The organism is Halorubrum trueperi (assembly GCF_042662525.1).
Lineage (GTDB): Archaea > Halobacteriota > Halobacteria > Halobacteriales > Haloferacaceae > Halorubrum > Halorubrum trueperi.
Window position 1 is genome coordinate 446,402 of record NZ_JBHSXI010000012.1, and the last position, 23,968, is coordinate 470,369.

The 23,968-nt window shown below is 66.4% G+C and carries 27 protein-coding genes and 2 tRNA genes; 19 read left to right on the forward strand and 10 right to left on the reverse strand.

Annotated features, from left to right (window positions below):
* Nucleotides 1-162 precede the first annotated feature (162 nt).
* Entirely contained in the window at nt 163-693 is a 531-nt protein-coding gene (locus tag ACFQEY_RS12680; RefSeq protein ID WP_379769091.1) for a nicotinamide-nucleotide adenylyltransferase, read from the reverse strand.
* Between the two features lie 170 nt (nt 694-863).
* Here ACFQEY_RS12680 and lonB point away from each other — a divergent pair, with 170 nt between their 5' ends.
* The 5 genes from lonB to ACFQEY_RS12705 all read left to right on the forward strand — a co-directional run bounded on the left by lonB (nt 864) and on the right by ACFQEY_RS12705 (nt 6,314).
* Nucleotides 864-3,266 carry an ATP-dependent protease LonB gene (lonB, locus tag ACFQEY_RS12685; protein WP_379769094.1) on the forward strand — a complete coding sequence of 801 codons (2,403 nt, stop codon included), beginning with the start codon at nt 864-866 and terminating at the stop codon, nt 3,264-3,266.
* A 52-nt stretch (nt 3,267-3,318) separates the two neighbouring features.
* Nucleotides 3,319-4,101: a CBS domain-containing protein gene (locus tag ACFQEY_RS12690; RefSeq protein ID WP_379769096.1), complete on the forward strand. Its 783-nt coding sequence runs from the start codon at nt 3,319-3,321 to the stop codon at nt 4,099-4,101.
* Between the two features lie 160 nt (nt 4,102-4,261).
* Entirely contained in the window at nt 4,262-4,519 is a 258-nt protein-coding gene (locus ACFQEY_RS12695) for a hypothetical protein (protein ID WP_379769098.1), read from the forward strand.
* A 138-nt stretch (nt 4,520-4,657) separates the two neighbouring features.
* Entirely contained in the window at nt 4,658-5,683 is a 1,026-nt protein-coding gene (locus ACFQEY_RS12700; RefSeq protein ID WP_379769100.1) for an NOP5/NOP56 family protein, read from the forward strand.
* Nucleotides 5,676-6,314 carry a fibrillarin-like rRNA/tRNA 2'-O-methyltransferase gene (locus ACFQEY_RS12705; RefSeq protein ID WP_379769102.1) on the forward strand — a complete coding sequence of 213 codons (639 nt, stop codon included), beginning with the start codon at nt 5,676-5,678 and terminating at the stop codon, nt 6,312-6,314. The genes ACFQEY_RS12700 and ACFQEY_RS12705 overlap by 8 nt, the downstream gene beginning before the upstream one ends.
* A gap of 66 nt (nt 6,315-6,380) precedes the next feature.
* Here ACFQEY_RS12705 and ACFQEY_RS12710 read toward each other — a convergent pair whose 3' ends face one another.
* Complete coding sequence (locus ACFQEY_RS12710) at nt 6,381-6,689, reverse strand: transcription initiation factor IIB family protein (RefSeq protein ID WP_379769104.1); 309 nt, start codon at nt 6,687-6,689, stop codon at nt 6,381-6,383.
* Between the two features lie 135 nt (nt 6,690-6,824).
* Between ACFQEY_RS12710 and ACFQEY_RS12715 the strand changes: the two genes are divergently transcribed.
* The 8 genes from ACFQEY_RS12715 to ftsY all read left to right on the forward strand — a co-directional run bounded on the left by ACFQEY_RS12715 (nt 6,825) and on the right by ftsY (nt 11,909).
* Nucleotides 6,825-7,523 carry an endonuclease III domain-containing protein gene (locus ACFQEY_RS12715; RefSeq protein WP_379769106.1) on the forward strand — a complete coding sequence of 233 codons (699 nt, stop codon included), beginning with the start codon at nt 6,825-6,827 and terminating at the stop codon, nt 7,521-7,523.
* Nucleotides 7,524-7,651: 128 nt separating this feature from the next.
* The gene (locus ACFQEY_RS12720) at nt 7,652-8,791 is read left to right on the forward strand and encodes a M20 family metallopeptidase (RefSeq protein WP_379769108.1); all 1,140 of its coding nucleotides are present in this window, start codon (nt 7,652-7,654) and stop codon (nt 8,789-8,791) included.
* A 92-nt stretch (nt 8,792-8,883) separates the two neighbouring features.
* Complete coding sequence (locus tag ACFQEY_RS12725; RefSeq protein ID WP_004050128.1) at nt 8,884-9,036, forward strand: 50S ribosomal protein L39e; 153 nt, start codon at nt 8,884-8,886, stop codon at nt 9,034-9,036.
* Nucleotides 9,037-9,315, forward strand: a complete 279-nt coding sequence (locus ACFQEY_RS12730; protein WP_379769110.1) for a 50S ribosomal protein L31e — start codon at nt 9,037-9,039, stop codon at nt 9,313-9,315.
* 1 nt (nt 9,316) lies between these two features.
* The gene (locus ACFQEY_RS12735; protein WP_379769112.1) at nt 9,317-9,982 is read left to right on the forward strand and encodes a translation initiation factor IF-6; all 666 of its coding nucleotides are present in this window, start codon (nt 9,317-9,319) and stop codon (nt 9,980-9,982) included.
* A gap of 188 nt (nt 9,983-10,170) precedes the next feature.
* Nucleotides 10,171-10,347, forward strand: a complete 177-nt coding sequence (gene rpl18a, locus ACFQEY_RS12740) for a 50S ribosomal protein L18Ae (RefSeq protein ID WP_267664168.1) — start codon at nt 10,171-10,173, stop codon at nt 10,345-10,347.
* Nucleotides 10,347-10,802, forward strand: coding sequence for a prefoldin subunit alpha (gene pfdA / locus ACFQEY_RS12745; RefSeq protein WP_379769274.1), 456 nt, complete (start codon nt 10,347-10,349; stop codon nt 10,800-10,802). Before rpl18a ends, pfdA begins: the two co-directional genes overlap by 1 nt.
* Nucleotides 10,803-10,811: 9 nt before the next feature.
* Nucleotides 10,812-11,909, forward strand: a complete 1,098-nt coding sequence (gene ftsY / locus ACFQEY_RS12750) for a signal recognition particle-docking protein FtsY (RefSeq protein WP_379769115.1) — start codon at nt 10,812-10,814, stop codon at nt 11,907-11,909.
* Between the two features lie 60 nt (nt 11,910-11,969).
* On the opposite strand, the gene ACFQEY_RS12755 is transcribed toward ftsY, so the two are convergent.
* Nucleotides 11,970-13,586 carry a long-chain-fatty-acid--CoA ligase gene (locus ACFQEY_RS12755; RefSeq protein ID WP_379769117.1) on the reverse strand — a complete coding sequence of 539 codons (1,617 nt, stop codon included), beginning with the start codon at nt 13,584-13,586 and terminating at the stop codon, nt 11,970-11,972.
* Between the two features lie 104 nt (nt 13,587-13,690).
* Here ACFQEY_RS12755 and ACFQEY_RS12760 point away from each other — a divergent pair, with 104 nt between their 5' ends.
* The 3 genes from ACFQEY_RS12760 to ACFQEY_RS12770 all read left to right on the forward strand — a co-directional run bounded on the left by ACFQEY_RS12760 (nt 13,691) and on the right by ACFQEY_RS12770 (nt 14,976).
* On the forward strand, nt 13,691-13,966 hold the full coding sequence (locus ACFQEY_RS12760; RefSeq protein ID WP_379769119.1) for a hypothetical protein: 276 nt from the start codon (nt 13,691-13,693) through the stop codon (nt 13,964-13,966).
* A 105-nt stretch (nt 13,967-14,071) separates the two neighbouring features.
* Nucleotides 14,072-14,146: transfer RNA gene (locus tag ACFQEY_RS12765), tRNA-Met, on the forward strand.
* Between the two features lie 218 nt (nt 14,147-14,364).
* Entirely contained in the window at nt 14,365-14,976 is a 612-nt protein-coding gene (locus ACFQEY_RS12770) for a translation initiation factor IF-2 subunit beta (protein WP_379769121.1), read from the forward strand.
* Nucleotides 14,977-15,246: 270 nt separating this feature from the next.
* On the opposite strand, the gene ACFQEY_RS12775 is transcribed toward ACFQEY_RS12770, so the two are convergent.
* The 3 genes from ACFQEY_RS12775 to ACFQEY_RS12785 form a co-directional block, all read right to left on the reverse strand.
* Nucleotides 15,247-15,396 carry a hypothetical protein gene (locus ACFQEY_RS12775; protein ID WP_379769123.1) on the reverse strand — a complete coding sequence of 50 codons (150 nt, stop codon included), beginning with the start codon at nt 15,394-15,396 and terminating at the stop codon, nt 15,247-15,249.
* Between the two features lie 115 nt (nt 15,397-15,511).
* The gene (locus tag ACFQEY_RS12780; RefSeq protein ID WP_379769125.1) at nt 15,512-17,869 is read right to left on the reverse strand and encodes an ATP-dependent DNA helicase; all 2,358 of its coding nucleotides are present in this window, start codon (nt 17,867-17,869) and stop codon (nt 15,512-15,514) included.
* Nucleotides 17,870-17,959: 90 nt separating this feature from the next.
* A complete protein-coding gene (locus tag ACFQEY_RS12785) occupies nt 17,960-18,616 on the reverse strand; it encodes an HAD family hydrolase (RefSeq protein ID WP_379769127.1) in 657 nt (218 codons plus the stop codon).
* A 136-nt stretch (nt 18,617-18,752) separates the two neighbouring features.
* Here ACFQEY_RS12785 and ACFQEY_RS12790 point away from each other — a divergent pair, with 136 nt between their 5' ends.
* A complete protein-coding gene (locus tag ACFQEY_RS12790; protein WP_379769130.1) occupies nt 18,753-19,205 on the forward strand; it encodes a TIGR00725 family protein in 453 nt (150 codons plus the stop codon).
* A gap of 137 nt (nt 19,206-19,342) precedes the next feature.
* Here the strand turns inward: ACFQEY_RS12790 and ACFQEY_RS12795 are convergent, their stop codons facing one another.
* The 3 genes from ACFQEY_RS12795 to ACFQEY_RS12805 all read right to left on the reverse strand — a co-directional run bounded on the left by ACFQEY_RS12795 (nt 19,343) and on the right by ACFQEY_RS12805 (nt 22,059).
* Nucleotides 19,343-20,197, reverse strand: a complete 855-nt coding sequence (locus tag ACFQEY_RS12795; protein WP_379769132.1) for a DUF8173 domain-containing protein — start codon at nt 20,195-20,197, stop codon at nt 19,343-19,345.
* Nucleotides 20,198-20,554: 357 nt separating this feature from the next.
* Nucleotides 20,555-21,595 (reverse strand): sensor histidine kinase, encoded by a 1,041-nt coding sequence (locus ACFQEY_RS12800; protein ID WP_379769134.1) that lies wholly within the window; start codon nt 21,593-21,595, stop codon nt 20,555-20,557.
* 393 nt (nt 21,596-21,988) lie between these two features.
* Nucleotides 21,989-22,059 (reverse strand) — tRNA-Gly (locus ACFQEY_RS12805).
* A gap of 211 nt (nt 22,060-22,270) precedes the next feature.
* Here ACFQEY_RS12805 and ACFQEY_RS12810 point away from each other — a divergent pair.
* The gene (locus ACFQEY_RS12810) at nt 22,271-22,795 is read left to right on the forward strand and encodes a DoxX family protein (RefSeq protein ID WP_379769136.1); all 525 of its coding nucleotides are present in this window, start codon (nt 22,271-22,273) and stop codon (nt 22,793-22,795) included.
* 13 nt (nt 22,796-22,808) lie between these two features.
* Nucleotides 22,809-23,093: a hypothetical protein gene (locus ACFQEY_RS12815; protein WP_379769138.1), complete on the forward strand. Its 285-nt coding sequence runs from the start codon at nt 22,809-22,811 to the stop codon at nt 23,091-23,093.
* Nucleotides 23,094-23,257: 164 nt separating this feature from the next.
* On the opposite strand, the gene ACFQEY_RS12820 is transcribed toward ACFQEY_RS12815, so the two are convergent.
* The gene (locus ACFQEY_RS12820; protein WP_379769140.1) at nt 23,258-23,962 is read right to left on the reverse strand and encodes a class I SAM-dependent methyltransferase; all 705 of its coding nucleotides are present in this window, start codon (nt 23,960-23,962) and stop codon (nt 23,258-23,260) included.
* Between the last annotated feature and the right edge of the window lie 6 nt (nt 23,963-23,968).

A 23,968-nucleotide genomic window follows, 5' to 3' on the forward strand; every position in this document is an offset into this window, starting at 1 on the left:
GATCGCGTTCCGGCGACCGCTTAAAGGGCGGGTGGATCGGAAGCGGGGAGCTGAGGCGGAAGCGGGGAGCTGAGGCGGAAGCGGGCGACGAGGGTGACGAAGGTAACGAGGGCGACGAGGGTGACGATGCGGAAAGGTCAGCGGGAGAGTTGCGAGCGATGGCTACGCGTCTGTCGGCGGCTCCCCGTTCGTGTCGGTCTCGGCGATCCGACGGATGCGCTCGACGCCGTCCACCTCTTCGATGACGTCGACGACGGCCTCGGGGACCAGCACCTCCCAGTCTCGGCCGTGGATCATCCGCTCGCGAAGTTCAGTTCCCTCCAGCACGTCCCGCCGGAACATGGGGGAGCCGCGGACCTCCACGCCGGCCTCCTCGAACAGCCGGACGACGAGTGGATTGTTCGAGTAGGCGATGTCGAACCGCGGGGTCATACTCTGGACGTGACTCACCCACACGGAGTTGCGGTCGAGGTCCTCGATGGGGACGACATAGGTGGTCACCGGAAGGTCTTCGACCGCCTTCGTCACCATCATCACGCGCTCTCCGGCCGTGAACGGGTTCCGGGTGGTGTGGGAGTCGCCGGCGGAACCGATCCCGAGGACCAGCTCGTCCACCTCCGCCGCGATCTCCTCGATCATGTGCCGGTGGCCGTCGTGAAACGGCTGGTACCGCCCGATGTAGAACCCGCGCATGGATTCACGTAGCGGGAGCATGATTTATAAACCCCGTGGGAGCCATCGGAGGGAGATATCCCGCGTGAAAGAGCCTCTCGTGTCCGATTCCGAGACTGTCGACGGTTCGTCCGCGGGGAGAAAGTATATCAGTAGCCGACCCCTCGTTTTCGGTAGCGATACCCGATTCTATGAGCAACGAAAAGGACGCGAACGACCCGCCGACCGAGGACCCCGAGAACGCGGACGGGAGCGATTCGGGATCCCCGGATCCGACGGGAAACGGCGAGGACGCCCCCGACGACGGTAGCTCCACGCCGGGCGACGGTACTCCCGCGCCTGACGACCGCGTCGTCGATGAATCTCGCGTCGTCGATGGATCCGGTGCCGACGGCTATTCGGCCGTCGATGACGCGGAGGTCGACGACGATGATGAGTCCGGCGGGGGTGCATCGTCTGACGAGAATGCACGGTCCGGCGAGGACACAGAGGTCGTCGACGGGACGGCCGACGACGACGATCCGGACGAGGTCTGGGACGACGGAGTCGTCGTCGACGGCGATCCGAACGGCGTCACAGCGGGTCACGAGGAAACGAACGGGACCACTGCGAAGGAAGTCACCGAATCGACCGACGACGGCGACATCGACGACCTCGGCAGTTCGGTCGAGGTCGAGGGCGCGGAGATCGACGAGGACCCGGACGAGGACGACCTCCTCGGCGGGCTCAATATCGACACGACCGCCGAGCTCGAGATCCCGGATCGCCTCGTCGATCAGGTGATCGGTCAGGAGCACGCCCGCGACGTGATCATCAAGGCGGCCAAGCAGCGCCGCCACGTGATGATGATCGGCTCGCCCGGGACCGGGAAGTCGATGCTGGCGAAAGCCATGTCCGAGCTGCTTCCTAAAGAGGAGTTACAGGACGTCCTCGTCTATCACAACCCCGAGGACGGCAACAAGCCGAAGGTCCGGACGGTCCCCGCCGGCAAGGGCGACCAGATCGTCGACGCCCACCGCGAGGAGGCGCGCAAGCGCAACCAGATGCGGTCGCTGCTGATGTGGATCATCATCGCCGTCGTGTTGGGCTACGCGCTCATCATCGTCGGCCAGATCCTCGTCGGCATCATCGCTGCCGGGGTCGTCTACCTCGTCTTCCGCTACCTGAACCGCGGGTCGGACGCGATGATCCCGAACCTGCTCGTGAACAACGGCGACACGAAGACCGCGCCGTTCCGCGACGCGACCGGCGCGCACGCCGGCGCGCTGCTCGGCGACGTCCGGCACGACCCGTTCCAGTCCGGCGGGATGGAGACGCCCAGCCACGACCGCGTCGAGGCGGGCGCAATCCACAAGGCGAACAAGGGCGTGTTATTCGTCGACGAGATCAACACGCTCGACATCCGGAGCCAGCAGCACCTCATGACGGCGATCCAGGAGGGCGAGTTCTCGATCACGGGCCAGTCCGAGCGTTCCTCGGGCGCGATGGTCCAGACGGAGCCCGTCCCTACCGACTTCGTCATGATCGCGGCCGGGAACCTCGACGCGATGGAGAACATGCACCCGGCGCTCCGCTCCCGGATCAAGGGGTACGGCTACGAGGTGTACATGGAGGACACCATCGAGGACACCCCGGAGATGCGCCGGAAGTACGTCCGGTTCATCGCTCAGGAGGTCGCGAAGGATGGACGCCTGCCGGAGTTCACTGCCGAGGCCGTCGAGGAGGTCATCCTCGAGGCCAAACGCCGCTCCGGCCGGAAGGGCCACCTCACCCTCCTGTTCCGGAACCTCGGCGGGCTCGTGCGGGTCGCCGGCGACATCGCCCGCGGTGAGGACGCCGAGTTGACCACCCGCGAGCACGTGCTGTCCGCGAAGGGTCGCTCGCGCTCCATCGAACAGCAGCTCGCGGACGACTTCATCGAGCGCCGCAAGGACTACGAACTACAGGTCTCCGACGGCTACGTCGTCGGCCGCGTCAACGGACTCGCCGTGATGGGCGAAGACTCCGGGATCATGCTCCCGGTGATGGCCGAGGTCGCGCCCTCGCAGGGCCCCGGCGAGGTCATCGCCACAGGCCAGCTGAAGGAGATGGCCCAGGAGTCGGTGTCGAACGTCTCCGCGATCATCAAGAAATTCTCCGACGAGAACATCTCGGAGATGGACATCCACATCCAGTTCGTGCAGGCGGGCCAGCAGGGCGTCGACGGCGACTCCGCGTCCATCACGGTCGCGACCGCCGTGATAAGCGCGCTGGAGGACGTCGGCGTCGACCAGAGCCTCGCGATGACCGGCTCGCTGTCCGTCCGGGGCGACGTGCTCCCCGTCGGCGGCGTCACCCACAAGATCGAGGCGGCCGCGAAGGCCGGCTGTACCCGGGTCATCATCCCGCAGGCGAACGAGCAGGACGTGATGATCGAAGACGAGTACGAGGACATGATCGAGGTCATCCCGGTATCGCACATCAGCGAGGTCCTCGACATCGCCTTGGAGGGCGAAGCCGAGAAGGACTCGCTCGTCTCTCGGCTCAAGTCGATCACCGGCTCGGCCCTGAAGGAGGGAAGCGTCTCCGGCCCCTCCAGTCCGAGTCCGCAGTAGGACGGAACGACACCCCACCCCCTTTTTGTCCCGGCGGGGCTTACCGTCGACGATGAGCGGGAAACCGACCGTCGGCGAGTACATGACCCGCGACGTCGAGACGGTGAGTCCTGACGAGACCGTCGGGGAGGTCGCGCGGCGGATGGCCGAGAGCGACGGCCACAACGGGTTCCCAGTCACGCAGGGGCGAACGGTCGAGGGATTCGTCTCGGCGGCCGATCTGCTGTTGGCCGACGACGACGCGCCCGTGTTCACGGTGATGTCCGACGACCTCATCGTCGCACACCCGGACATGAAGGTGACCGACGCCGCCCGCGTGATTCTCCGGTCGGGGATCCAGCGACTCCCCGTCGTCGACGACGCCGACAACCTCGTCGGGATCATCTCGAACACCGACGTCGTGCGCTCGCAGATCGAGCGCGCGACCCCGAGCAAGGTCGGGAAGCTGATGCGGACGCTCGAACAGATCCACGGCGTCACGCTCGCCGAGGAACGCCGTCAGGTTCGGCTCACGGATCTCACGCCGACGCAGGCGCGTGTGTACGCCGACGAACTGGAGGGACGCAAGTACGAACTAGAGCGGGGGCTCGCCGAGCCGCTCGTCGTGATCGACAACGACGGCGAACTTCACCTCGCCGACGGCCACCATCGGGTCATGGCCGCCCACGAGGCCGGCATCGAGGAGATGGACGCGTACGTGATCGTCCCGAGCCGCCCCGTTGACCTCGGAATGGCCAAGACCGCCGAAAAGGAGGGACTCCGCGACATCACCGACATCGAGATCGTCGACTACGCGCGCCACCCGCTCGTGGAGACGACCAAGCGGCTGCAGTGACGATCGGACGTGGAAGCGGCTGTAGTGACGGTTCGCGTGTCGCATCACCTCAGTCCTCACACCTCGCTCGGCCTCACCCCGAAGCCGGCGTGGTTCCCGTTCCAGACTTTCGTCCCCACACCGACGACAGATTTTTGTGAACTCGCGAGGAAATACGAACATGAAATCCCGCATCAAGGGCGCGCTGTCCCGGGCGAAGTACGCGGCGGTCGGTGCCGCCGTCGGTGCCGCCGTCGGCGGACTGATCAACCGAAACGCGGCGAGTACCGGCGGTGCGCTCGGCGGACTCGCGGGCGCGACGCTCGCCGACTTCCGAACCGGTGCCGACGGCGTGTTCGCGGAGTTCCGATCCGATTCGGAGGACGCTTCTGCGGATGCGGACGGCCCGTCCGAATCGACCGAATCGGCCGCGAAGTAGCCACACAGCCGACCGCCGAAGCGACGGTGGGATTTTCACTCTTCCGACGCCGTCTCCGCGGACCTCTCGGCGACGTGTCCCCCGTTCTTGCGACAGCTTCGGGAACGCCTATACGACCGGGCCGAGTAGCGACCGCTAATGACCGATATCGACGCCGATACCGAAGCGGGCTCATCGCCCGAATCGGAACGCGGTCTCGACGCGGGCTGGTTCGCCGGGGGGCCGCCGGACCACGCCGATGAGACGGGAGACGCCGCTGCCGTCCGCGACCGGATCGCGACCGGGTCGACCGACGGGCCCCGCGACTGGCCGCGGATCGCCGTCGAGTCCGGCTTCGCGGACACGGAGAGCGGCTACTACGACCGACTTCACGAGGCGACGATAGACGCGACCCGCGAGACGGTCCGCGAACGCGAGCGGGCCGACGATCAGCAGCTCGTTCACGCGATCCGGGCGATGGACGACTGCGAGCGAACCGCTAACGAGCTGGCCGAACGCGCGACCGAGTGGGCCGGGAGCCTCTTCGACGAGGTCGATCCGGGGATCGACGGCGTCCGCGACGTGGCAATGCGCGAGCCAGATGGCGAGATTGAGCGTCGGACGGTGTCGCTCGCGGAGCGCGTCGTCGACCTCGCGGCCGAGCGCGACGCGCTCGCGGATGCGATCGACCGAATTGCGCCCGCGGTCGCGCCGAACCTCGCCGAGATGGCGGGCCCGGAGCTGGCCGCGCGGCTGATCGCCCTCGCGGGAGGACTGGAGTCGCTCGCGAAGAAGCCCTCGGGGACCGTACAGGTGTTGGGTGCCGAGGACGCGCTGTTCGCGCACCTCTCCGGGCGCGCGCCCTCGCCGAAACACGGAATCATCTACACGCACGAGTACGTCCGTAACACCCGACCGGAAGACCGCGGGTCGGCGGCGCGGGCGCTCGCGGGAAAGCTGACACTCGCGGCGCGCGTGGACCACTACTCGGGAGAGCGCCGCGAGTCGCTCCACGAGGATCTTCGAGAGCGGATGACGACGATACGTGCGCGCGAGGAGGCGGACCGCGAGCGCGACGGCGCAGAGGACGCGGAGGGCGCAGAAGACGCGGAGGGCGCAGAAGACGCGGAGGGCGCAGAGGACGCGGAGGGCGCAGAGGACAGAGCGGAGGACGACGATGAGTGAACCCACGCTCCCGACCGGCGTCGAGCGCCGGGAATTCGATGGGAAGACGCGTCTCGCGACCCGCGGACCGCCCGTCTACGGCGAGCCGACCGCGGACGGCTGGCGCGCGTGGGATCCGGAGCGCTCGAAGCTCAGCGGAATGATAGAACTCGGGTTCGATACCGGGCTCTCCGGCGGCGAGACAGTGTTGTACCTCGGGGCCGCGAGCGGGACGACCGTCAGCCACGTCGCCGACTTCGTCGGTCCGACCTATGCGGTGGAGTTTGCGCCCCGACCGGCCCGAGACCTCGTCGGTGCGGCGGAGCCCCGGGAGCGACTGTTTCCCCTCCTAAAGGATGCGCGGAAACCGCGGACCTACGCGCACGTCGTCGAGGCCGACGTCGACGCCATCGTGCAGGACGTGGCGACGCGCGGACAGGCCGACGTGGCGGCGCGGAATCGTCAGTTCCTCGCGGACGATGGACGGCTGATCCTCGCGATCAAGGCGCGCAGCGAGGACGTGACCGCGACGCCCGCCGACGTGTTCGAGGGCGCGCTCGACCGGCTGCGGGAGACATACGAGATCTTGGAGACGCAGCGGTTAGATCGGTACCACGAGGACCACCTCGGAGTCGTCGCGACGCCGCGGTAACGGGGTAGACCGATGTCCGGTGACGGACGGATTCGGCGGTGAGGTACCAGTACGGATCCGGTCCGCCTACCACGTCGGCGGAGAGAACCCGGCGTCCTCGAGGATCGGCTTCCAGTGCTGTTGCACCGAGAGTCGAGAGACGTCCATCGCGTCGGCGACGGCGGACTGTGACCGCTCCTGCCCGCGGATCAGCGCGGCGGCGTAGAGACTTGCAGCCGCGGCGACGCGCTTGCCCCGCTTGTCGTCGGGGGCTCGCGAGAGGAACAGATCCGTCGCCGTCGACTGCGCTTCCTCGTCGAGGTCGAGCGTCGCGCACGCGTCGCCGAGCCGCTCTATCCACGCCGCGTTGTCGACTCGATCGCTCGCCCGATACATACCCCGCCGTAGAGCGCTCCGGTATAAAAAGGCCCCGCGGTCAGGGAGCAGCCGGCGGCAGATCGCGGGTCGTCGGCCGGCGGTTGTCAGCTGCCGGCCGTCGCCCTCAAGGTTCCGCCGTCTGTACGCCGGTGTATGTCGACGCACGCGTGGACCGAGGGTCGCGTTCGCGAACTCCACGAGGACCTGGTGTCGCTGTACGAGCCCGTCGATCGGGTGGCCGAGCACGGCGCAGACCCGACCGCCGAACCCGGCGAGGGAGTTCGCCAGCTGGTGACGACGATTCTGTCACAGAACGTCGCCGACGAGAACACGAGCCGGGCGTCCGCGGCGCTATTCGAGCGGTACGACGACTTCGCCGCTATCGAGGAGGCCGATCACGGTGAGCTGGTCGAGACGATCAGGGTTGCGGGGCTCGCGGAGCAGAAGGCCGTCCGGATCCAGCGCGCGCTGGCCGCAATCCGGGAGGAGACGGGCGGGGCCTACTCGCTCGCGTTCCTCGACGCGATGGCGACCGACGAGGCGAAGGAGTGGCTCATGGCGATCAAGGGCGTCGGCCCGAAGACCGCGAGCGTCGTGTTGAACTTCCACTTCGGAAAGCCGACGATGGCCGTCGACACGCACGTCGAGCGTGTCTCGAAGCGGTTCGGTCTGGTTCCGGAATCGGCGTCGAACGAGGCCGCACACGACGGGCTCGACGAGCTGGTTCCCGACGAACTGATCTACTCGCTACACGTCCTGTTGATCCGCCACGGCCGGACGCACTGCTCGGCGCGAGGCGCGGACTGCGACAACCTGGTCTGTGAGGCGTACTGCGACTGCGAGTTCTGTTGATATCCGCGTGACGGGATCGGTGTCGGTGAGTCCGCAGTCGGGGTCTCAAGTGTCGGTAAGTCCGCAGTCGGGGTCTCAACCGGAATCGGCGGCGTTTACGTTCTCGGAGCGCCGAGGTCGCTCATCGGATGAACGAACTCGCCGATCTGACCGAGACGCTGGTCGCGATCCCCTCTCACGTGGACGAGGCCGCCGCGGGGGACGCGATCGAGGGGTGGCTCCGCGCCGAAACCGACGCTCGCGTCGAACGGGACGCCGTCGGCAACGTGCTCGCGTATAAGGACGGTGCGGAGGCAGAACGCGCCGACGGCGACGCCGGCGAAAGTGACACGCTCGCGCTCGTCGGACACCACGACGTCGTTCCGCCGGCCGCGCGGCAGACGACCGGCGAGGGGACCGCCGGCGAGTACGTCGTCGAGCGCCGCGACGGTCGGATATACGGCCGCGGCGCGGCGGACATGAAGGGCGCGGTGGCGGCCTGCATGCTCGCGTTTCGGGACGCGGAGCCGCCGGCGGATCGCGAACTCGCGTTCGCCTCGTTCGTCGGCGAGGAGATCGGCGGAACCGGGGCCCGCCACGCGATCGACGCGGGGTTCGTCCCGGACCGCGCGGTCGTCGCGGAGGGATCGACGGACTACTCGAAACCGGGCGTCACCGACGTCGTCGTCGCGCACAAGGGCCGGCGTGCGTCGACGCTCGTCGCGCACGGGCAAGCGGCGCACGCGTCGGAGCCCGAACTGGGCGAGAATGCCGTTTACCGCGCGAGCGACGCGATAGACGTGATACGGACGCTCGACGCGCCGGAGTCAACCGTCTTCGGCGAGACCGTTTCCGGGTCGCTCGCGGTGACGATCGTCGAAGGCGGCGAGACGTGGAACGTGATCCCGGAGCGCTGCGAGGTCACGATCGACGAGCGGACCGTTCCCGGCGATCGGGCCGACATCGGGCGAGCGGTGGCGGCCGTGGCGGGCGTCGAGTGGACGGTCGACCAGGACCTCCCGCCGATGGGGTGTACGGACGACGACTTCGCGGACGCCGCGCTCGCTGTCGCCCGAGAGGTCCACGCGGATCTCGGACTCGACGCGCCCGAACACGTGGTCAAGCCGCACGCGACCGACGCCGGTTGGCTCGCGGAGGCGGGCACCGAGTCCATCGTGTGCGGGGCCTCCGAGTCGGGCGAAGCGCACACCGACACCGAGAGCGTCGGTATCGACGTGCTAGAGCGGTGTTATCGAATGTACGCGGCGATCGCCGAACGAGCGTTTTAGGCGGCGTCCGCGGTGTGGGCCGGTGGCGGACTCCCCGCGAGCGACGCGGTATGGAAGGGGTTTTATGCGCCCCGCGGAAACTGTGGGCTACTATGGGAGACAAATCGAAGGCTCAAAAGAAGCGTCTGGCGAAGGCGGAGCGCCAGAACACCCGCGTCCCTGCGTGGGTCATGATGAAGACCGATATGAACGTCACGCGAAACCCCAAGCGGCGCAACTGGCGTCGGAACGACCTGGACGAGTAAATGAGCACCAGTGAATTCGAGGAGCGCGTCGTCACCGTCCCGCTCCGCGACGCCAACGACAAGCCGGTACAGGAACGGGCCGACTTCGCGGTGAAGATCGTCCGCGAGCACCTCGCACAGCACTTCTCCGTCGACGAGGCGGACGTCGTCCTCGACACCTCGGTCAACGAGGCCGTCTGGGAGAACGGGCGGCAGCACCCGCCGAGCAAGCTCCGCGTCCGCGCGGCCCGGTTCGTCGAGGACGGCGAACCCGTCGTCGAAGCCGAGCACGCCGAGTAACGTGTTACGGGCGACCTTCACCGGCTCGTCGTACGTGGGCGTGTTCGCCCGCGCGATCGACGATCTCCTGTTGGTGCGACCGGACGTCGACGAGGACCTCGCCGACGCTCTCGGTGAGGAGCTCGGTGCGGACCCGCTCCTCACGACTGTCGGCGGGGCCAACACCGTCGGCTCCCTCGCGACGGGTAACGAGAACGGCGTGCTCGTCTCCGAGCGGGCGACCGAACGGGAGCAGACGCGGATCGCCGAGGCCGCCGACCGCGAGGTCCGCGAGCTCCCCGGCGAGATCAACGCGGCCGGCAACGTCGTCCTCGCGAACGACTACGGCGCGTACGTCCACCCGGACCTCCCGCGCGAGTCGATCGTGACGATCAGGGAAGCGCTGGACGTCCCCGTGGTCCGCGGCGACCTCGGCGACGTCCGGACCGTCGGCACCGCGGCGGTCGCCAACAACACGGGCGTCCTCTGTCACCCCAATTCGACGGAATCGGAGCTACAGGCCGTCGAAGAGGCGCTCGACGTCCGCGCCGATCTCGGCACGGTCAACTACGGCGCGCCGCTCGTCGGCTCGGGACTCGTCGCCACCGACGAGGGGTACGTCGTCGGCGAGGACACCACCGGCCCAGAACTCGGGCGGATCGAGGAGACGCTCGGGTTTATCGACTGAGATCGGCGGACGCCCGGCGGCGGCCGACCGGGTTCCCTCTTCACCGTTTCCGGCGAGTCGTCCGTTCTGTCTCCACTCCGTATTCGGTTCTTTCGGCGGCTAGAGACGTCACTAAGGGAGTTTAGGCGATGTTCTCGAATCTCTACTTTTTAGGAAGATACTTCCCTGTCCCTGCCGGATCGATGAACATGAGTACCTACACGGTGAGTGGACGGTTCCAGAGTCGAGGCGACTTCCAGCCGTTCACGAAGGACGTCGAGGCGGAGAACGAGGACCTCGCCCGCGAGCGCATCTACACCACGGTCGGGAGCCAGCACAACCGGAAGCGCACCCAGATCGAGATCGAGGAGGTGTCCGCGGCATGATGGGCGGCGGACAACAGCAGCTCCAGCAGCTCTCCCAGGAGCTGCAGGCGCTCGACGAGGAGATCGAGGCGCTCGAAGCCGAAATCGACGGGTACCGAGAAGAGCAGTCCGACATCGACGACGCGGTCGAGGCCATCGAGACCCTCGACACCGGCTCGACGGTGCAGGTCCCGCTCGGTGGCGGCGCATACGTTCGCGCCGAAGTTCAGGATATCGACGAGATCATCGTCTCGCTCGGCGGCAACTACTCCGCCGAGCAGAGCGAGGGCGACGCGATCGACGTGCTCCGCCGCAAGCAGGAGGCGCTCGACGACCGCATCGAGGAGACGCAGGCGGAGGTCGACGAACTCGAGTCCGAGAGCGACGAACTCGAACAGCAGGCCCAGCAGATGCAACAGCAGATGCAGCAACAGCAGATGCAGCAGATGCAGCAGGCGCAGGGCGACGAGGAGTAACGACCGACCGTGTTCGACGGACTGAAAGACAAGCTCTCCGGGTTCCGGGAGGACGTCGAGGAGAACGCCGAGGTCGAGGAGCCCGCGGAGCAGGGCGAGCCAGATGGGACCGAGAGCGCCGCCGTAGCGCCTTCTGAAGCCGATCAATCCGCTGAGAGCGAGGCTGCCGCCGAGAAACCGGAACCGACGGGCGGCGACGCGAACGCCGACGGCGACGAGCCCAGCACCTTCCAGCGCGCGAAGGCGTTCGCGACCGGCCGGATCATCATCGAGGAGGAGGACCTCGAGGAGCCGCTGTGGGACCTCGAGATGGCCCTCTTGGAGAGCGACGTGGAGATGAGCGTCGCCGAGCGCATCCTCGACTCCGTCCGCGAGACGATGCTCGGCGAGTCGCGCAAGCAGGTCAGGACGACCGGCGAGCTCGTCGAATCGGCGCTTCACGACGCGCTCCTCGACGTGATCGCGGTCGGCCAGTTTGACTTCGAACAGCGGATCTCGGAGGCGGACAAGCCGGTCACCATCGTCTTCACCGGGGTCAACGGCGTCGGGAAGACGACGAGCATCGCGAAGCTCTCCGAGTGGCTCGCCGACCGCGGCTACTCGTCGGTGATGGCGAACGGCGACACGTACCGGGCGGGCGCGAACGAGCAGATCGCTGAGCACGCCGACCGGCTCGACAGGGAGCTGATTTCGCACGATCAGGGCGGCGACCCGGCGGCCGTCATCTACGACGGCGTCGAGTACGCCGAGGCGAACGACATCGACGTCGTGCTCGGCGACACGGCCGGCCGCCTCCACACGAGCGACGATCTGATGGCGCAGTTGGAGAAGATAGATCGCGTGGTCGACCCCGACATGACTCTCTTCGTCGACGAGGCCGTCGCGGGACAGGACGCGGTCAATCGCGCGAAGGAGTTCAACGACGCCGCCGAGATCGACGGCGCGATCCTGACGAAGGCGGACGCCGATTCCTCCGGCGGTGCCGCGATCTCCGTGGCGTACGTCACCGGCAAGCCGATCCTCTTTTTGGGAACCGGACAGGGCTACGACGATATCACCCTGTTCGACCCGGAGGAACTCGTCGAGAGCCTGCTCGGTGGGGACTGAGTCCGGCGCGCCGACGCGCCGAGATGGAGTCCACGCGCCGACGCGGCTCGTTCGAGGGATCTACCCCTCTCCGACCATCCGATCCTCGTCGTCCCACTCCCGCTCGCGCAGTTCGTACTTCTGAATCTTCCCGGTCGCCGTGGTCGGCAGGTCGGCGACGAACTCCACCTCGCCGGGCGTCTTGTAGTCGGCGACGCGCTCGCGGACGAAGGTCTTGAGCGTCTCGGGGGTCGCGTCCGCGTCGTCGGGATTGCCACTCTCGGGAACGACGAACGCCTTGGGGGTCTCTCCCCACCGCTCGTCGGGAGTCGGGATGACCGCCACGTCGGCGACGGCGTCGTGTTCGAACAAGGTATCTTCCAACTCGATCGAGGAGATGTTCTCGCCGCCGGAGATGATGATGTCCTTCTTGCGGTCCTGAATGGAGATGAATCCGTCCTCGTCGACGACGGCCAGATCGCCCATGTGGTAGTACCCGTCGAGCCGCTCGGAGAACGCCGCTTCGGTCGCCCCGGGCTTGTTCCAGTAGCGGTCCATCACCTGATTTCCGCGGACGACGACCTCTCCGATGGTCTCGCCGTCGGGTGCCACGTCCGCTCCGCCCTCGTCGACGACGCGGACGTCGGTGCCGAGGTAGCCGATCCCCTGCGTCTTCTTCACGGCGAACCGGTCGTCGGAGTCGACTTCGTAGTGTCGCTTGGCGTCGGAGGTGGTGATCAGCGGCCCCGTCTCCGTTGCGCCGTACACGTGTTTGAGGTCCCAGCCGAACTCCTCCTCGACCGTTCGAATCGTCGCCTCGGGCGGTGCAGCGCCCGCCGTGGCCGCGCGCACGGCGTTGCCGCCGGTCGTCGCGCCGCCGCGTTCGGCGTGGTGTTCGCTCAGCATGTTGAGCACGGTCGGTGCCGCACAGAAGTACGAGACGTCCTCCTCGCGGATGCGGTCGAACACCTCCGCGACGTCGACGCCGCGGGTGCAGATGTGCCGCGCGCCCATCCCCGTGATCGCGTAGATGTGCCCCCACCCGTTGACGTGGAACATGGGGAGCGTCCAGAGGTAGACGTCGTCGTCCGTGATCTCCTGATGGATCGAGATCAGATAGGCGTGGAGCGTCTCCGCCCGGTGAGTCCGGCAGACGCCCTTCGGGTCGCCGGTCGTGCCCGACGTGTAGTTGATCGTGATCACCTCGTCTTCGTCCATCTCCGGGCGGTCGTAGGCCGCGGGGTCGGCGGCCGCCAGCGCCTCGTCGAACGACTCCCACTCGCCGTCGACCGCGTCGGCGTCGTTCGTGATGAACGTCGTCGTCGCCACCTCGTCGCGGATCGCCTCGACGTTCTTCGCGTACTCGGCGTCGGCGTAGATCGCGTCCACGCCGGCGTCGGAAAGCATGTACGAGAAGTCGTCGGGCGTCAGGCGGTAGTTGAGCGGAGCGTGGATCGCGCCGACCTGCATCGCTCCGTAGGCGGCTTCGAGGTGGTAGTGGGTGTTCGGATCCAACACCGCGACGCGGTCGCCCTTCTCAATCCCGCGCGCCTGGAGGACGGCCGAGAATCGATCTGCTCGCTCGCCGAGCTCCGCGTAGGTGTACCGCGTCCCGTCCGTGGCGAGAACGGCCTCCTCGTCGGCGTAGTGCCGTCGCGCCCGGTCCAGAAAGTCCGTCGTCAGTAGCGGTTTTCGCATCAATTTATCACTATTTATCATTGATAAAAGCGTTTGCCGCCGAGTCACGTCGGGGCTTCGCTCGTTCCCGCGGGCTTTTGACGGTCGCACCCGAGAACAGATCCATGAGTGACGGATCCGGTCGAACGACGTTCACCGACGGCTACGTGGTCCCGATAGCCGGACTACTGGGACTGCTATTCGCCCTGATGGCCGGGGTGACCGCCCCGCGGATACTCTCCGGAAATCCCGCGGACGTCCTGCTCCCGATCGGATTCGCCGTCGGCAGCCTCGCAACGATCTGGTTCCGCAGACGGTACGCGGCGGCCGACGCCGACCGTGAGCGGGACGCCCCCAGCGACAACGACACCGAAACCGCGACCGACGACCGAAGGGACTGAATCGCGGCGTTCGACCGCTCGTCCGTATATAAACGCATCGTGGACGAATCGCACACGGGCGACGGGATCAGAACCCTTAACAGTCGCACGCGAGTTTGCTACGATAGCGGGATGGGATAGCCAGGAGATTCCGCCGGGCTCATAACCCGGAGATCGGTAGTTCAAATCTACCTCCCGCTACTTCTGGACGAACACTAAGCGCGTAGGGACGCGTTCCGTCGTTCGCACTCCCGCTCTTCTCGTTGGGGCCTGCACTCTCACTCGTTCACCGTCGGGAGTCCCGTCCACTGCGATCGGCGCGTTCTTCGACGCCGTACTGGCGCGGATCTGTCCCCGTGTCCCCATCGTCCGATACCGAACCCGGAAGCGATTTCCGTCGCGCCGTCGTTCCGTGACGTATGGATTACGAATCGAGCCTCGACCGAGCGATGGAGGAGGTCCCGGACCTCGGCGGATCCGACGAGCGGCTGTCGGTCCCCGACCCGGAGACCCAGAAGGACGGCGCGTTCACCCGCCTGACGAACCTCTCCGCGATCGCCGACGCGCTGAGCCGCGACCCCGAGCACGTCCACTCGAAGATCCAACAAGAACTCGGTACCGCCGGGCAGTACGAGTCCGGACGCGCCCGCTACAGCGGAAATTTCCGCGAGCGCGACTTCCAGGCCGCGATCGACTCGTACATCGAGTCGTACGTCACCTGCTCGGAGTGCGGTCTGCCGGACACCCGACTGGAGACCGAGGATCGGACGCCGATGCTCCGGTGTGAGGCCTGCGGTGCGTTCCGACCGGTCGCCAAGCAGAACACCTCGAACACGCAGCGCCAGGAGGAGGCCATCGAGTCGGGCAAGACGTACGAACTCGAAATCGTCGGCACCGGCCGCAAGGGCGACGGGGTCGCCGAGCGTGGCGAGTACACCGTCTTCGTCCCCGGCGCACAAGAGGGCGAGACCGTCACCGCGTACATCAAGAACGTCTCCGGAAATCTCGCGTTCGCCCGCCGAGAGAGCTGATCCGTCGGTCGGTCCTCGATCACGGGGCCGTGTCGTTCTTCTCTCGCTCGACTGTTCCAACCGCACCGGTCCGCCTCCTGCACCGGTCCGCCTCCCGCACCGAACCACTTCCTGCACTGGTCCGCCTCCGGCACCGATCCGCCTCCTGCATCGATCCGTCTTCAGTACCACTTGGCTGTCCGCGCCCCGTTTTCGCCCGTTGCGGACGTCGCTTGTCGCGGGGTGATCGAGAGCGTATCGGGAAGGGATCAGCGGAACGCTCGCCGGCGATCAGACGCGCTCTGCGACGACTCGGTGGCCCGTCTCTTTGGCGTGCTCGCGCTCGGCGGCGACGGCGGCGTCGCGGCCGTCGACCAGCCGCTCCACGCGACACTCCCGGCAGACGACGTGGTACCGCGGCCGCAACGGCTGAGAGTCCATGAGGGACGGTCGTCGACAGACCGGCATAGTTAGCCGGCGGCTACCGGGGACGGTTGGCGCGAGCGTTGCGCGCCCGAATCCCGGATCACGATAGCGCTCGCAGCGCCCGCGTCGATCAGTCAGCCTGTCGATCGAACCGGTCGAGCGCGAGGCCGAGCATGTCCGGGCTGACCGGTCGATACTCCTCGCGTTCGTGGTCCGGCAGGTAGCCGCGGACGCTGTTCCACGATTCGCGCGCGTACCGGGCGTCGAGCAGCACGCGGACTCCTCGCTCGTCGGGTCCGCGGATGACCCGCCCGACGGCCTGTCTGGCCTTGCGGACCGCGGGGACGGTCAGGGCCGTCTCGAAGCCGGATTCGAAGCGTCGATCGTAGGCGGTGATCACCGCCCGCGTCCGGGGGCGCGCGGTGTTGATGATCGGGACGCCGCAGACGACGGCGGCGGACAGGCGGTCGCCGCGGTAGTCGACGCCCTCGGTGAGCGTCCCGCGGAGGCTCGTGACGAGCACCTTTCCGTCGCCCGCGAAGAAGTCGTCTTTCAGCGACTCCGTGGCGCGGTCGCCGGAGGACTCGTCGAGTAGCACGGTCTTGTCCAGCCGCTCCGAGAGCGACTCGGCCATCCACGTCGCCTCCGCGTAGCTGGGCGTTCCCACGAGGACGTTCCCGTCTCGATCCGCCACGGCCGCCGCCGCGTCGAGGTGCGCGAGCCGCGTGTCGTTCTCCTCGCCGGGCGGACCGCGGTTCTGATGAGTGAACTTCGGAGCGTCGACGGCGACGCTCGCGCGGTTCTCGGCTGGGAACGAGAGCCCGTACGTCCGTTCGACGACCGGCCGCCCCCGCCGTTCGAGATGGTCGAGCCCGGTCACCTCGCGGAACACGTCCATTGGTTCCAGCGTCGCGCTCATCAGCACGCCGCCGCCGAACTCGGCGAGCCGGTCGCCGATGGGCTCGCTCGGCAGGCAGTTGTACAGCGCGAGGCTCGCGTTGTACGCGCGCCGCCAGGAGTCGGGCGGAGCGGTCTCGTCCCACGTCCGTTCGAGGTCGATCGCGCGGAAGAAGTCCTCGTGTCCCTCGCGATACCACGCGTTGAGCGTCCGCCCGACTCCCGGCGCGGCCCGCCGTTTGTCCTCGTCTTCGAGCGTGTCGAGGATGCGCTTGACCACCGCGCCGACCTGCTTCGCGCGCGCCCAGACCCGGTCCCCGTACCCCTCCCGCTTCGCCCACGACGTGATCTCGTCTTCGGCCGGCGTCTCCGGATCTCGGAGGGCGATCTCGTCGTCGTCGAGTCTGCGCATCGACGCCCGCCAATCGGGGCGCTCGCGGTCGAGGCGCTCCGTGACCCGCCTGTCGAGCTCGCCGCGGAGGTCCGCGTAGAACTCCCGCACCGACTCGATCTCCTCGACGGTCACGTCCGCGTCCTCCAGTTCGCCGCGGACGAGCGCGGCGTCGTCGGACTCAGCGCCTGCGGTCTCGAACGAGAGGGGTTGGACGACGCGGGTGAGCTCGTTTTCGGCGTCGCGGAGGCTCGCGTCTGCGACGGCGTCGCTCACGAGGTCGCGGACTCGGGGTTCGAGCATGTGCGCCTCGTCGCAGACGACGAACGTGCTGTCGTCGAGCAGGGCACCGGTGAACGTACCGGTCGTGACGGGATCGAACGCGTGGTAGTAGTTTCCTATCACCACCTCGACCTCGGGGACGAGCGCGCCCATGATCGAGTGCGGACAGGAACCGTGGCCGGCCGCGAGCCGGACGAGCTCCGTCGGGCCGACGTGGCCGAGGTCCGTCACGTCGAACGGGACCGCCTCGGCCGGATCGCCGTCCTCCGGGAGATCGTCGAGGAAGCCGGCGTAAAACGGACAGAACTCGGTCCCCTCGAACTCCTCGGTGTCCGGCCGGTACGGGGTCGGCTCCCCGTCGACGCTGAGGTAGTCGGCGGTGCCCGGATCGCTGCTGGCCGAGCCGGCCCCCTTCCCCGAATCCAGCAGCCCGACCTGCTGGCTCTGCGCCTCGCTCACGAGGTTCGAGGTCGTCGTCGCACCGCCGTCGCCGACGAGGTTCCGGGTGCGCTCGCGGAGCCCCTCGCAACGCTCGTACACGTTCTCGCGGTCGATCCCGCCGCGGTTCTCGCGGGCGTACGGACACACGTCCGCCTTGCCGACGAGGGTGAGCCCGGAGATCGGGTCGTAGCCGCCGGGAAGGTTCTCGTTGATCGTGTCGAGATCCGTCTCGAACTGGCGGAGCTGTTGTTTGACGCTCGTGAGGACGAACACGCGCTCGAAGTCGGAGTCCGGATCGCGAACGCGGTCGAGCCCGGCGGTGAGCGCCAGCATCGTCTTTCCGGTCCCGCACGCGCCCTCCAAGGCGAGGAAGCCGTCCTCCTCGGCGGCGTCGATCGCGGCGTCGATGCCGTCGGCTTGCTCGGGATACGGATCTTCGTGGCCGAAAACGTCGGTCCACGGCGGGGCGTCTGTCACTGTAGCGGCGTTGCTTCCGATCGGTGTTAAACCTTGAGAGCGAGGCGCGAGTGACGCCACGTCCGGGGAGCGCGCTCGACCGGAGCGACGTTATTCGACGATCTCGTGGAGGTCGGAGAGGCGTTCGATCTCCCAGGTCGGCCAGACGTTCAGCTCCCAGTCCCGACGGTGGGGCCGACGGATGAACGCAGAGTCGATACCGGCGTTCTCGGCGGCGCGCACGTCGGATTCGTTGTCGCCGACGAACAGCGCGTTCCCTGCGTCGAGATCGCCGAGCGCCTGTTCGATGTAGTGTGGATTCGGCTTCCGGAGCTGAAGCGAGTGGATCGTGGGCTCGCGACCGTACGCGGCACCGAACCGCTCGAAGCCATCGAAGTGATTCACGAGGAAGTCGACCGTCGCCTGCTGGTTCGAGGAGACGATCCCCATCTCCACGTTGAGATTCTCCAGCTCGTCGAGGTCGTCGTACGGCGTCTTGCGGCCCTCCCGGGCCTCCTGCTGTTGGGCCTTCGACACCACGTCGTCGCGGGTCCGCCAGAACGACCCCGGATCGAGGTCGTACGTCTGACAGACGGTCCCCACGCTTCCGGGGGTCGCGCCGATGGTCATGCGCTCTACGTCGTCCGGATCGGGCTCCTCGACGCCGCACTCCTCGAACGCGTTCCGGGTCGCATCCCGGAGCACGTCGAAGCGCGTGCGGCCCACGAGGACACCGTCGTTGTCGAACACGACGGTATCGTACGTCATACGTGTAGTCGACGCTCAGTACTTAAAAGCGTTTCACCAGAACGACGGATCGGACCGCATCCGGCCCTGTTCCGTGCTCTCACGGGGCGACTCGTCCGGCGGCTGGTTTATAGGCGTTCGGCGTCCGTTCGGGAACGTGCACGTCAGCGTCATCGGCGGGAGTTCGATTCCGCCCGCGACGGCGGCTATCGCCGAGGAGCTCGGAGAACGGCTCGCGAAGCGCGGCCACACCGTCGTCTGCGGCGGGTTGGGCGGCGTGATGGAAGCGGTCTGCCGCGGTGCAAGCGCCGCCGACGGCGAGACGATCGGGATCCTCCCGACGGACCGCAGAGCTGACGCAAACCCGTACGTCACGACGCCGATCGCGACGGGACTCGGTCACGCGCGCAACGCGCTCGTCGTGTTAAACGGCGACGCCGCGATCGCCGTCGACGGTTCACACGGCACGCTCTCGGAGATCGGATTGGCCTTGGCACACGGGCGAGCGGTGGCCGGGATCGACACGCACGACGTCGACGGCGTGGAGGCGGTCGAGACGCCCGGTGCGGCCGTCGACTACGTGGAGAACGCCGCCGGAACAGAGCCGTGAATCCGGGTCGACGGCTTTGGGCGTGACACCGCCCCGAGTGACACCGCCTCCGAACGACACCACCCCCGAACGGCTCCGCCCTCGAACGACACCGCATTCGGTGGCGAACGGACGCCCGTTCCGTCTCTCGTCTCCCGCTACCGAGACGATTCGTCGTGATCAGTCGCGTTCTCTCCCATTTCGTTCGGATCGTTCGGCTCGTTTGCCTCGTTCGGATCGTTCGTCTCGGTCGCTTCCCGCTCCTCGCGTTCCGCGTCCACCGCCGCGATGTTTCGGAACCGGTCCGGATCGTCCCAGTCGTCGACGCCTTCGGTCGCGGAATCGGAGTTTCCGTCCGTCCGGTCTCGTGTCGATCGATTCCGATCGCGGGGCGCGTCCGTCGTTCCGGTTCCGCCGTCATCGAACGATCCGTAATCGCGGCCGAGCCAGTGGCTGGTCACCCACAACATGAGATAGCCGAATCCCATCGTGCCGACGACGAACGTCACGAGTCCGCCGAGTATCGGGACGACCTCCGCCACGGCCCAGACTATCGCTCCGATGACGAGCGAGAATCCGTATCCGGTCGTCGCTCCGCCGTCGAACACCGATCGGAGCCACGACCCAAGCGCGATGATGGAGACGGTCGTCGCGCCGATTCCGAGGATGGCGAAGACGATCATCAGCGGGATGACAATCACGAGACCGACGACCGTGACCGCCAGCAGAAGCATCGCCACGGCGGTGACCACGAACGCGACGAGCCCGGACAGGAACGCCTCCGCCGGCTCCTCGTGGAGGTACCGAACGCCGTCCGCGGTGAAGTCCGGTGCGACCGCCAGCACGATCGCACCGAGGAGCGAGAGGATCACGGCCGTCGAGACGAATTCAAATCCGATCGAAACGGCGAGTTCGAACGCGTTCCGACGCGGTGGCTGGACGAGTTCTGGGCCGAATTGACCGAGAAGAGGACCGAACTGACCGAGGAGAGCCGCAGCGTGTGGAGGGACCATACGCCGATGTCACTCTCGAAAGTGAAACGTGTTCTCAATTCGAGTGGAAATGGAAGGGTCCTTCATCGAGCGATTCCGTTGAGGACATTTCCACTTCATCCTCACTGAACCATCTCCGAGAACCGTGGCTCCCCTTATCGATTCCTGAAGTGGGTATTGCAGACCGCCGCTGGCGACGTGGTATGTAAACCAGGCGAGCGACGACCACTTATAAATAAATCGCCGTCAGCAACACCACTTGTTCAGGTAAAAACAACCACACACGAAACCGGTACACCAACCCCCGCACACGCTTCCTAGTGGACCGAAATCACTCGCGATCCGTTCCGGTCCTGACTGTAGGTGTATCGGGGCCCGTCACTGAGTGAACTCAGACGTGGACACCTCGAATCGTGCACCACCGTGAGTACCGTCCGTGAGATGGATTACCCAGCCGTGGGCTTCAGCGATCTGCTTGACGATACTTAGTCCCAGTCCCGTTCCGTCGTGGGCTGTTGAATACCCTGTTTCGAACACGTCGTCGCGTTCTTCTATCGAAACGCCGGGACCGTCGTCTTCAACGTAGAATCCCGTCTCAGTCGCTCCGACAGTAACGGTTACGTCGGCTCCGGCGTGGTCAATGGCGTTGCGAATGAGATTCTCCAGCAATTGTCGCAGCCGAGATCGGTCAGCTTGCAAGTGCTGCTCCGTCTCGGTGACCAGGGTTGCATCGGCTGTTGCGACCGTTTGCCAGCAGACTTCGGCGAGGCCTGCGAGCCCAACTGACTCCGTCTCGGAGACCTGTTTACCGACCCGTGACAGCGTCAGTAGATTCTCTATGAGCGTCTCCATGCGCTCATGTGCGTTTGCCACGTCCGCGAGGTGGTCACACTCGCAGTCTTCGTTCGCCAATTGCAATCGACCCTGTGCGACGTTCAACGGGTTGCGAAGGTCGTGTGATACGATACTGGCGAACTCTTCGAGACGTTCGTTCGTGTTTTTAAGTTGCCGTTCGCGCTCTTTCCGCGCCGATATATCGCGTGTGTTGACCACATAGTTTCCGTCCGGCGTTGGGTCGGTTGACGCGACGGATTCGACCCACGTGTACGTGCCGTCAGCCTGTTTATGCCGATATTCGACTGCTTCAACGACGTACTCTTCGCTGGTAACGATCGACTGAAAAGCGGTGCTGACTTCGTCGCGGTCATCCGGATGAAAGTACTTAGCTACCTGTTCGCCCACGAGTGCTTCCTGTTGATAGCCGTATATTCGTTCGATGGAGGGGCTCTCGTACTGAATGACGCCGTTTTCATTGAGCACAGTGAGGAGATTTGTTGAATGCAACGGCAGTACATCGAGCGGCACCCTCGCTTTAGGATCGGGGGAAGACGTTGATCCACCTCGATCCTTACCGTCCATACGTTCCCCATTAGGCGATGGTGTATGAGTGTTTCTCTGGATTCACCGTCTGCGACGAGGTATCCACAACGGTATCAAACGGTGACCTCAGCGCTTCTGCAGAGGTGTGCTGTATTCAGCGAGAAGCCGCCGTCGTCCCCGTGAAATTCACAGAGTTACCTCCCTCTCGGTGCATTTCTCTCACTTCGTTCGAGACAATAATGCGCCGGCCGGGACTCCCGCGAGCGAGCGAAGTGAGCGGGAGTACGGCCGGCGCACTCACTTCGTTCGTGTGCCGCCCGGGATTTCGAACCAGAGGAAGACGGTCCTGCTCACTCACTTCGTTCGCTGCGCGGGCTGCGACTTCCAGGATTCAAATCCCTCTCGGCGATTTCTCTCACTTCGTTCGAGAAATGCGCCGGCCGGGATTTGAACCCGGGCCATGAGCTTGGAAGGCTCAGGTCCTACCACTAGACCACCGGCGCGCGTCTACACGTAGGCCGAACAGTTTTGATAAACGTTCCGTGTTTCCGACGCTGCGCCGCTCGCTCGACGCCGCCGCCTCCCCGATAGGCTTATAAAACCCCGTACTATTGAGAGCAATTTTCACGGCTGTAAAACGGTTTTCAGGCGCTTAGAACTGTTCTAGGGACATATGTGTGTGGACGTACAACGTTCACTCGTGAGGTGACGACGATGTCATACCAATCGAGCAATCCCCTGGTCGACGAGGTCGAGTTCGCATTGGACGGCTCGTGGACGACGTACTGGATCGCGTTCCTGCGGGTCGTCACCGGCTGGTGGTTCTTCCACGCGGGGATCACCAAGCTCATCGAAGATGGACTCTCGTACACCTACGGCTCGGCGTACATGCAGGACATGACGGGCACGGCGCTCGGCGGGATCCCCGTCTGGATGGGGAACAACCTCGCGTGGCTCATCGAGCCGGGCGTGCCCCTGTTCGAGACGCTGATCGGACTCGCGCTGATGATCGGCGCGTTCACCCGGTTCGCGGCGTTCGGCGGGATCATCTTCATGATCCTGTTCTGGGTGGGCAACGCCGGGTTCGGCAACGGCCTCGTCAACAGCGACTTCATGGGACTGCTGTTGTTCATGACCGTGATCGTGTTCGCGGCCGGGCGGCACTACGGCCTCGACGCGGTCATCGAGTCGCTCGACGTCGTCGAACGACATCCGAAGCTCCGCTACCTGCTCGGCTGAGAGGTGACCAAAAATGACTGACATCATCGACAAGGCGGCGATAGCGCTGAGCGCGGGACTGATGCTCCTCGGAATCGTCGGCATGGGGATCCTGGAGATCCTCGTCGGCGCTCCGTACAGCCCGGCCACAATAACCAACGACGCAGGCGAGGTGGTAGCAACCCCGCTCATCTCGCCGCAGATCCGTACGGGCGTCGTGCTGGCCGGCATCGCGGTGCTCGGCCTGTACGCGGCCTACAAGATCGCGACGCCCCTCGCGGAGGACGCGCGAACCGGCCACGAGACCGCGGCCGACTGAACAGCACCGCGGGGCGATCGAACCGCCGCGAGACTCGTTCGGCGCACGGCCTGCGCCGGCCCGTCCGGCTTCTCGGTCGAGGACACATCTCTGGTCCCGGTCGGCGATATCTCGTTCCGGGACGGCGGTAAAGCGGTGGCAATCAACGACCCGGCGCGATTCGGTCAGGCGTCGAGCGGTGCCACCACGGCGTAGCAGTTCCCGCTGGAGACCGACGATTCGACGGTCGTGAGGTCGCTCGCAGCGAGATCCGCGTCGAACTCCGCCGGCGAGTAGATGTGATAGTACCGCGGGACGGTCTCGCCGCCCGGCAGCGTCCAGTCGACCGTGGTGTCGAATCCATCGTCGCGGTCGAAGCGGTCGTGTGCCGTGCTCCACGCGCTCACCAGCGCGGAGCCGCCCGGTTCGAGGACGCGTGCGAGCTCGTCGAGGCTCCGCACCCGCGCGTCGCGCGCCGGGAGGTGGTGGAGGGTCGCGACGTAGATCCCGATCCCGACCGCGTCGTCGGCGACCGGCAGCGAGGCGGCGTCGCCGTGGAGGAAATCCGCGGCGTCGTCGAAACCGCGCTCGCGAGCCCGGGAGACGGCCTCTCGGAGGAGCTCCCGGCTGAGGTCGATCCCGACGACCGACCGCGCGCACTCGGCGAGCAGCTCCGTGTGACGACCGTTGCCGCAGCCGACGTCGAGCGCGCGGTCCGCGGACCGCCCGTCGAGGAACGACTCGACCTCCGGCCACGCGTACTCCCGGGTCTTCGAGAAGTGCGCGGCGATGCGGTCGTACGTCGCCCGGGGGTCGCCCGCCGTCTGGGAATCTTCCCTCCCCGAGTGGTCATCCGCCTCCCGGGAGTCGTCCGTCGGCTGCGGGTTCATACCGGT

Coding starts and splice junctions, on each gene's coding strand:
- ACFQEY_RS12680 (WP_379769091.1), bottom strand. CDS start 693: ATGCGCGGGTTCTACATCGGGCGGTACCAGCCGTTTCACGACGGCCAC.
- lonB (WP_379769094.1), top strand. CDS start 864: ATGAGCAACGAAAAGGACGCGAACGACCCGCCGACCGAGGACCCCGAG.
- ACFQEY_RS12690 (WP_379769096.1), top strand. CDS start 3,319: ATGAGCGGGAAACCGACCGTCGGCGAGTACATGACCCGCGACGTCGAG.
- ACFQEY_RS12695 (WP_379769098.1), top strand. CDS start 4,262: ATGAAATCCCGCATCAAGGGCGCGCTGTCCCGGGCGAAGTACGCGGCG.
- ACFQEY_RS12700 (WP_379769100.1), top strand. CDS start 4,658: ATGACCGATATCGACGCCGATACCGAAGCGGGCTCATCGCCCGAATCG.
- ACFQEY_RS12705 (WP_379769102.1), top strand. CDS start 5,676: ATGAGTGAACCCACGCTCCCGACCGGCGTCGAGCGCCGGGAATTCGAT.
- ACFQEY_RS12710 (WP_379769104.1), bottom strand. CDS start 6,689: ATGTATCGGGCGAGCGATCGAGTCGACAACGCGGCGTGGATAGAGCGG.
- ACFQEY_RS12715 (WP_379769106.1), top strand. CDS start 6,825: ATGTCGACGCACGCGTGGACCGAGGGTCGCGTTCGCGAACTCCACGAG.
- ACFQEY_RS12720 (WP_379769108.1), top strand. CDS start 7,652: ATGAACGAACTCGCCGATCTGACCGAGACGCTGGTCGCGATCCCCTCT.
- ACFQEY_RS12725 (WP_004050128.1), top strand. CDS start 8,884: ATGGGAGACAAATCGAAGGCTCAAAAGAAGCGTCTGGCGAAGGCGGAG.
- ACFQEY_RS12730 (WP_379769110.1), top strand. CDS start 9,037: ATGAGCACCAGTGAATTCGAGGAGCGCGTCGTCACCGTCCCGCTCCGC.
- rpl18a (WP_267664168.1), top strand. CDS start 10,171: ATGAGTACCTACACGGTGAGTGGACGGTTCCAGAGTCGAGGCGACTTC.
- pfdA (WP_379769274.1), top strand. CDS start 10,347: ATGGGCGGCGGACAACAGCAGCTCCAGCAGCTCTCCCAGGAGCTGCAG.
- ACFQEY_RS12755 (WP_379769117.1), bottom strand. CDS start 13,586: ATGCGAAAACCGCTACTGACGACGGACTTTCTGGACCGGGCGCGACGG.
- ACFQEY_RS12760 (WP_379769119.1), top strand. CDS start 13,691: ATGAGTGACGGATCCGGTCGAACGACGTTCACCGACGGCTACGTGGTC.
- ACFQEY_RS12770 (WP_379769121.1), top strand. CDS start 14,365: ATGGATTACGAATCGAGCCTCGACCGAGCGATGGAGGAGGTCCCGGAC.
- ACFQEY_RS12775 (WP_379769123.1), bottom strand. CDS start 15,396: ATGGACTCTCAGCCGTTGCGGCCGCGGTACCACGTCGTCTGCCGGGAG.
- ACFQEY_RS12785 (WP_379769127.1), bottom strand. CDS start 18,616: ATGACGTACGATACCGTCGTGTTCGACAACGACGGTGTCCTCGTGGGC.
- ACFQEY_RS12795 (WP_379769132.1), bottom strand. CDS start 20,197: ATGGTCCCTCCACACGCTGCGGCTCTCCTCGGTCAGTTCGGTCCTCTT.
- ACFQEY_RS12800 (WP_379769134.1), bottom strand. CDS start 21,595: ATGGACGGTAAGGATCGAGGTGGATCAACGTCTTCCCCCGATCCTAAA.
- ACFQEY_RS12810 (WP_379769136.1), top strand. CDS start 22,271: ATGTCATACCAATCGAGCAATCCCCTGGTCGACGAGGTCGAGTTCGCA.
- ACFQEY_RS12815 (WP_379769138.1), top strand. CDS start 22,809: ATGACTGACATCATCGACAAGGCGGCGATAGCGCTGAGCGCGGGACTG.
- ACFQEY_RS12820 (WP_379769140.1), bottom strand. CDS start 23,962: ATGAACCCGCAGCCGACGGACGACTCCCGGGAGGCGGATGACCACTCG.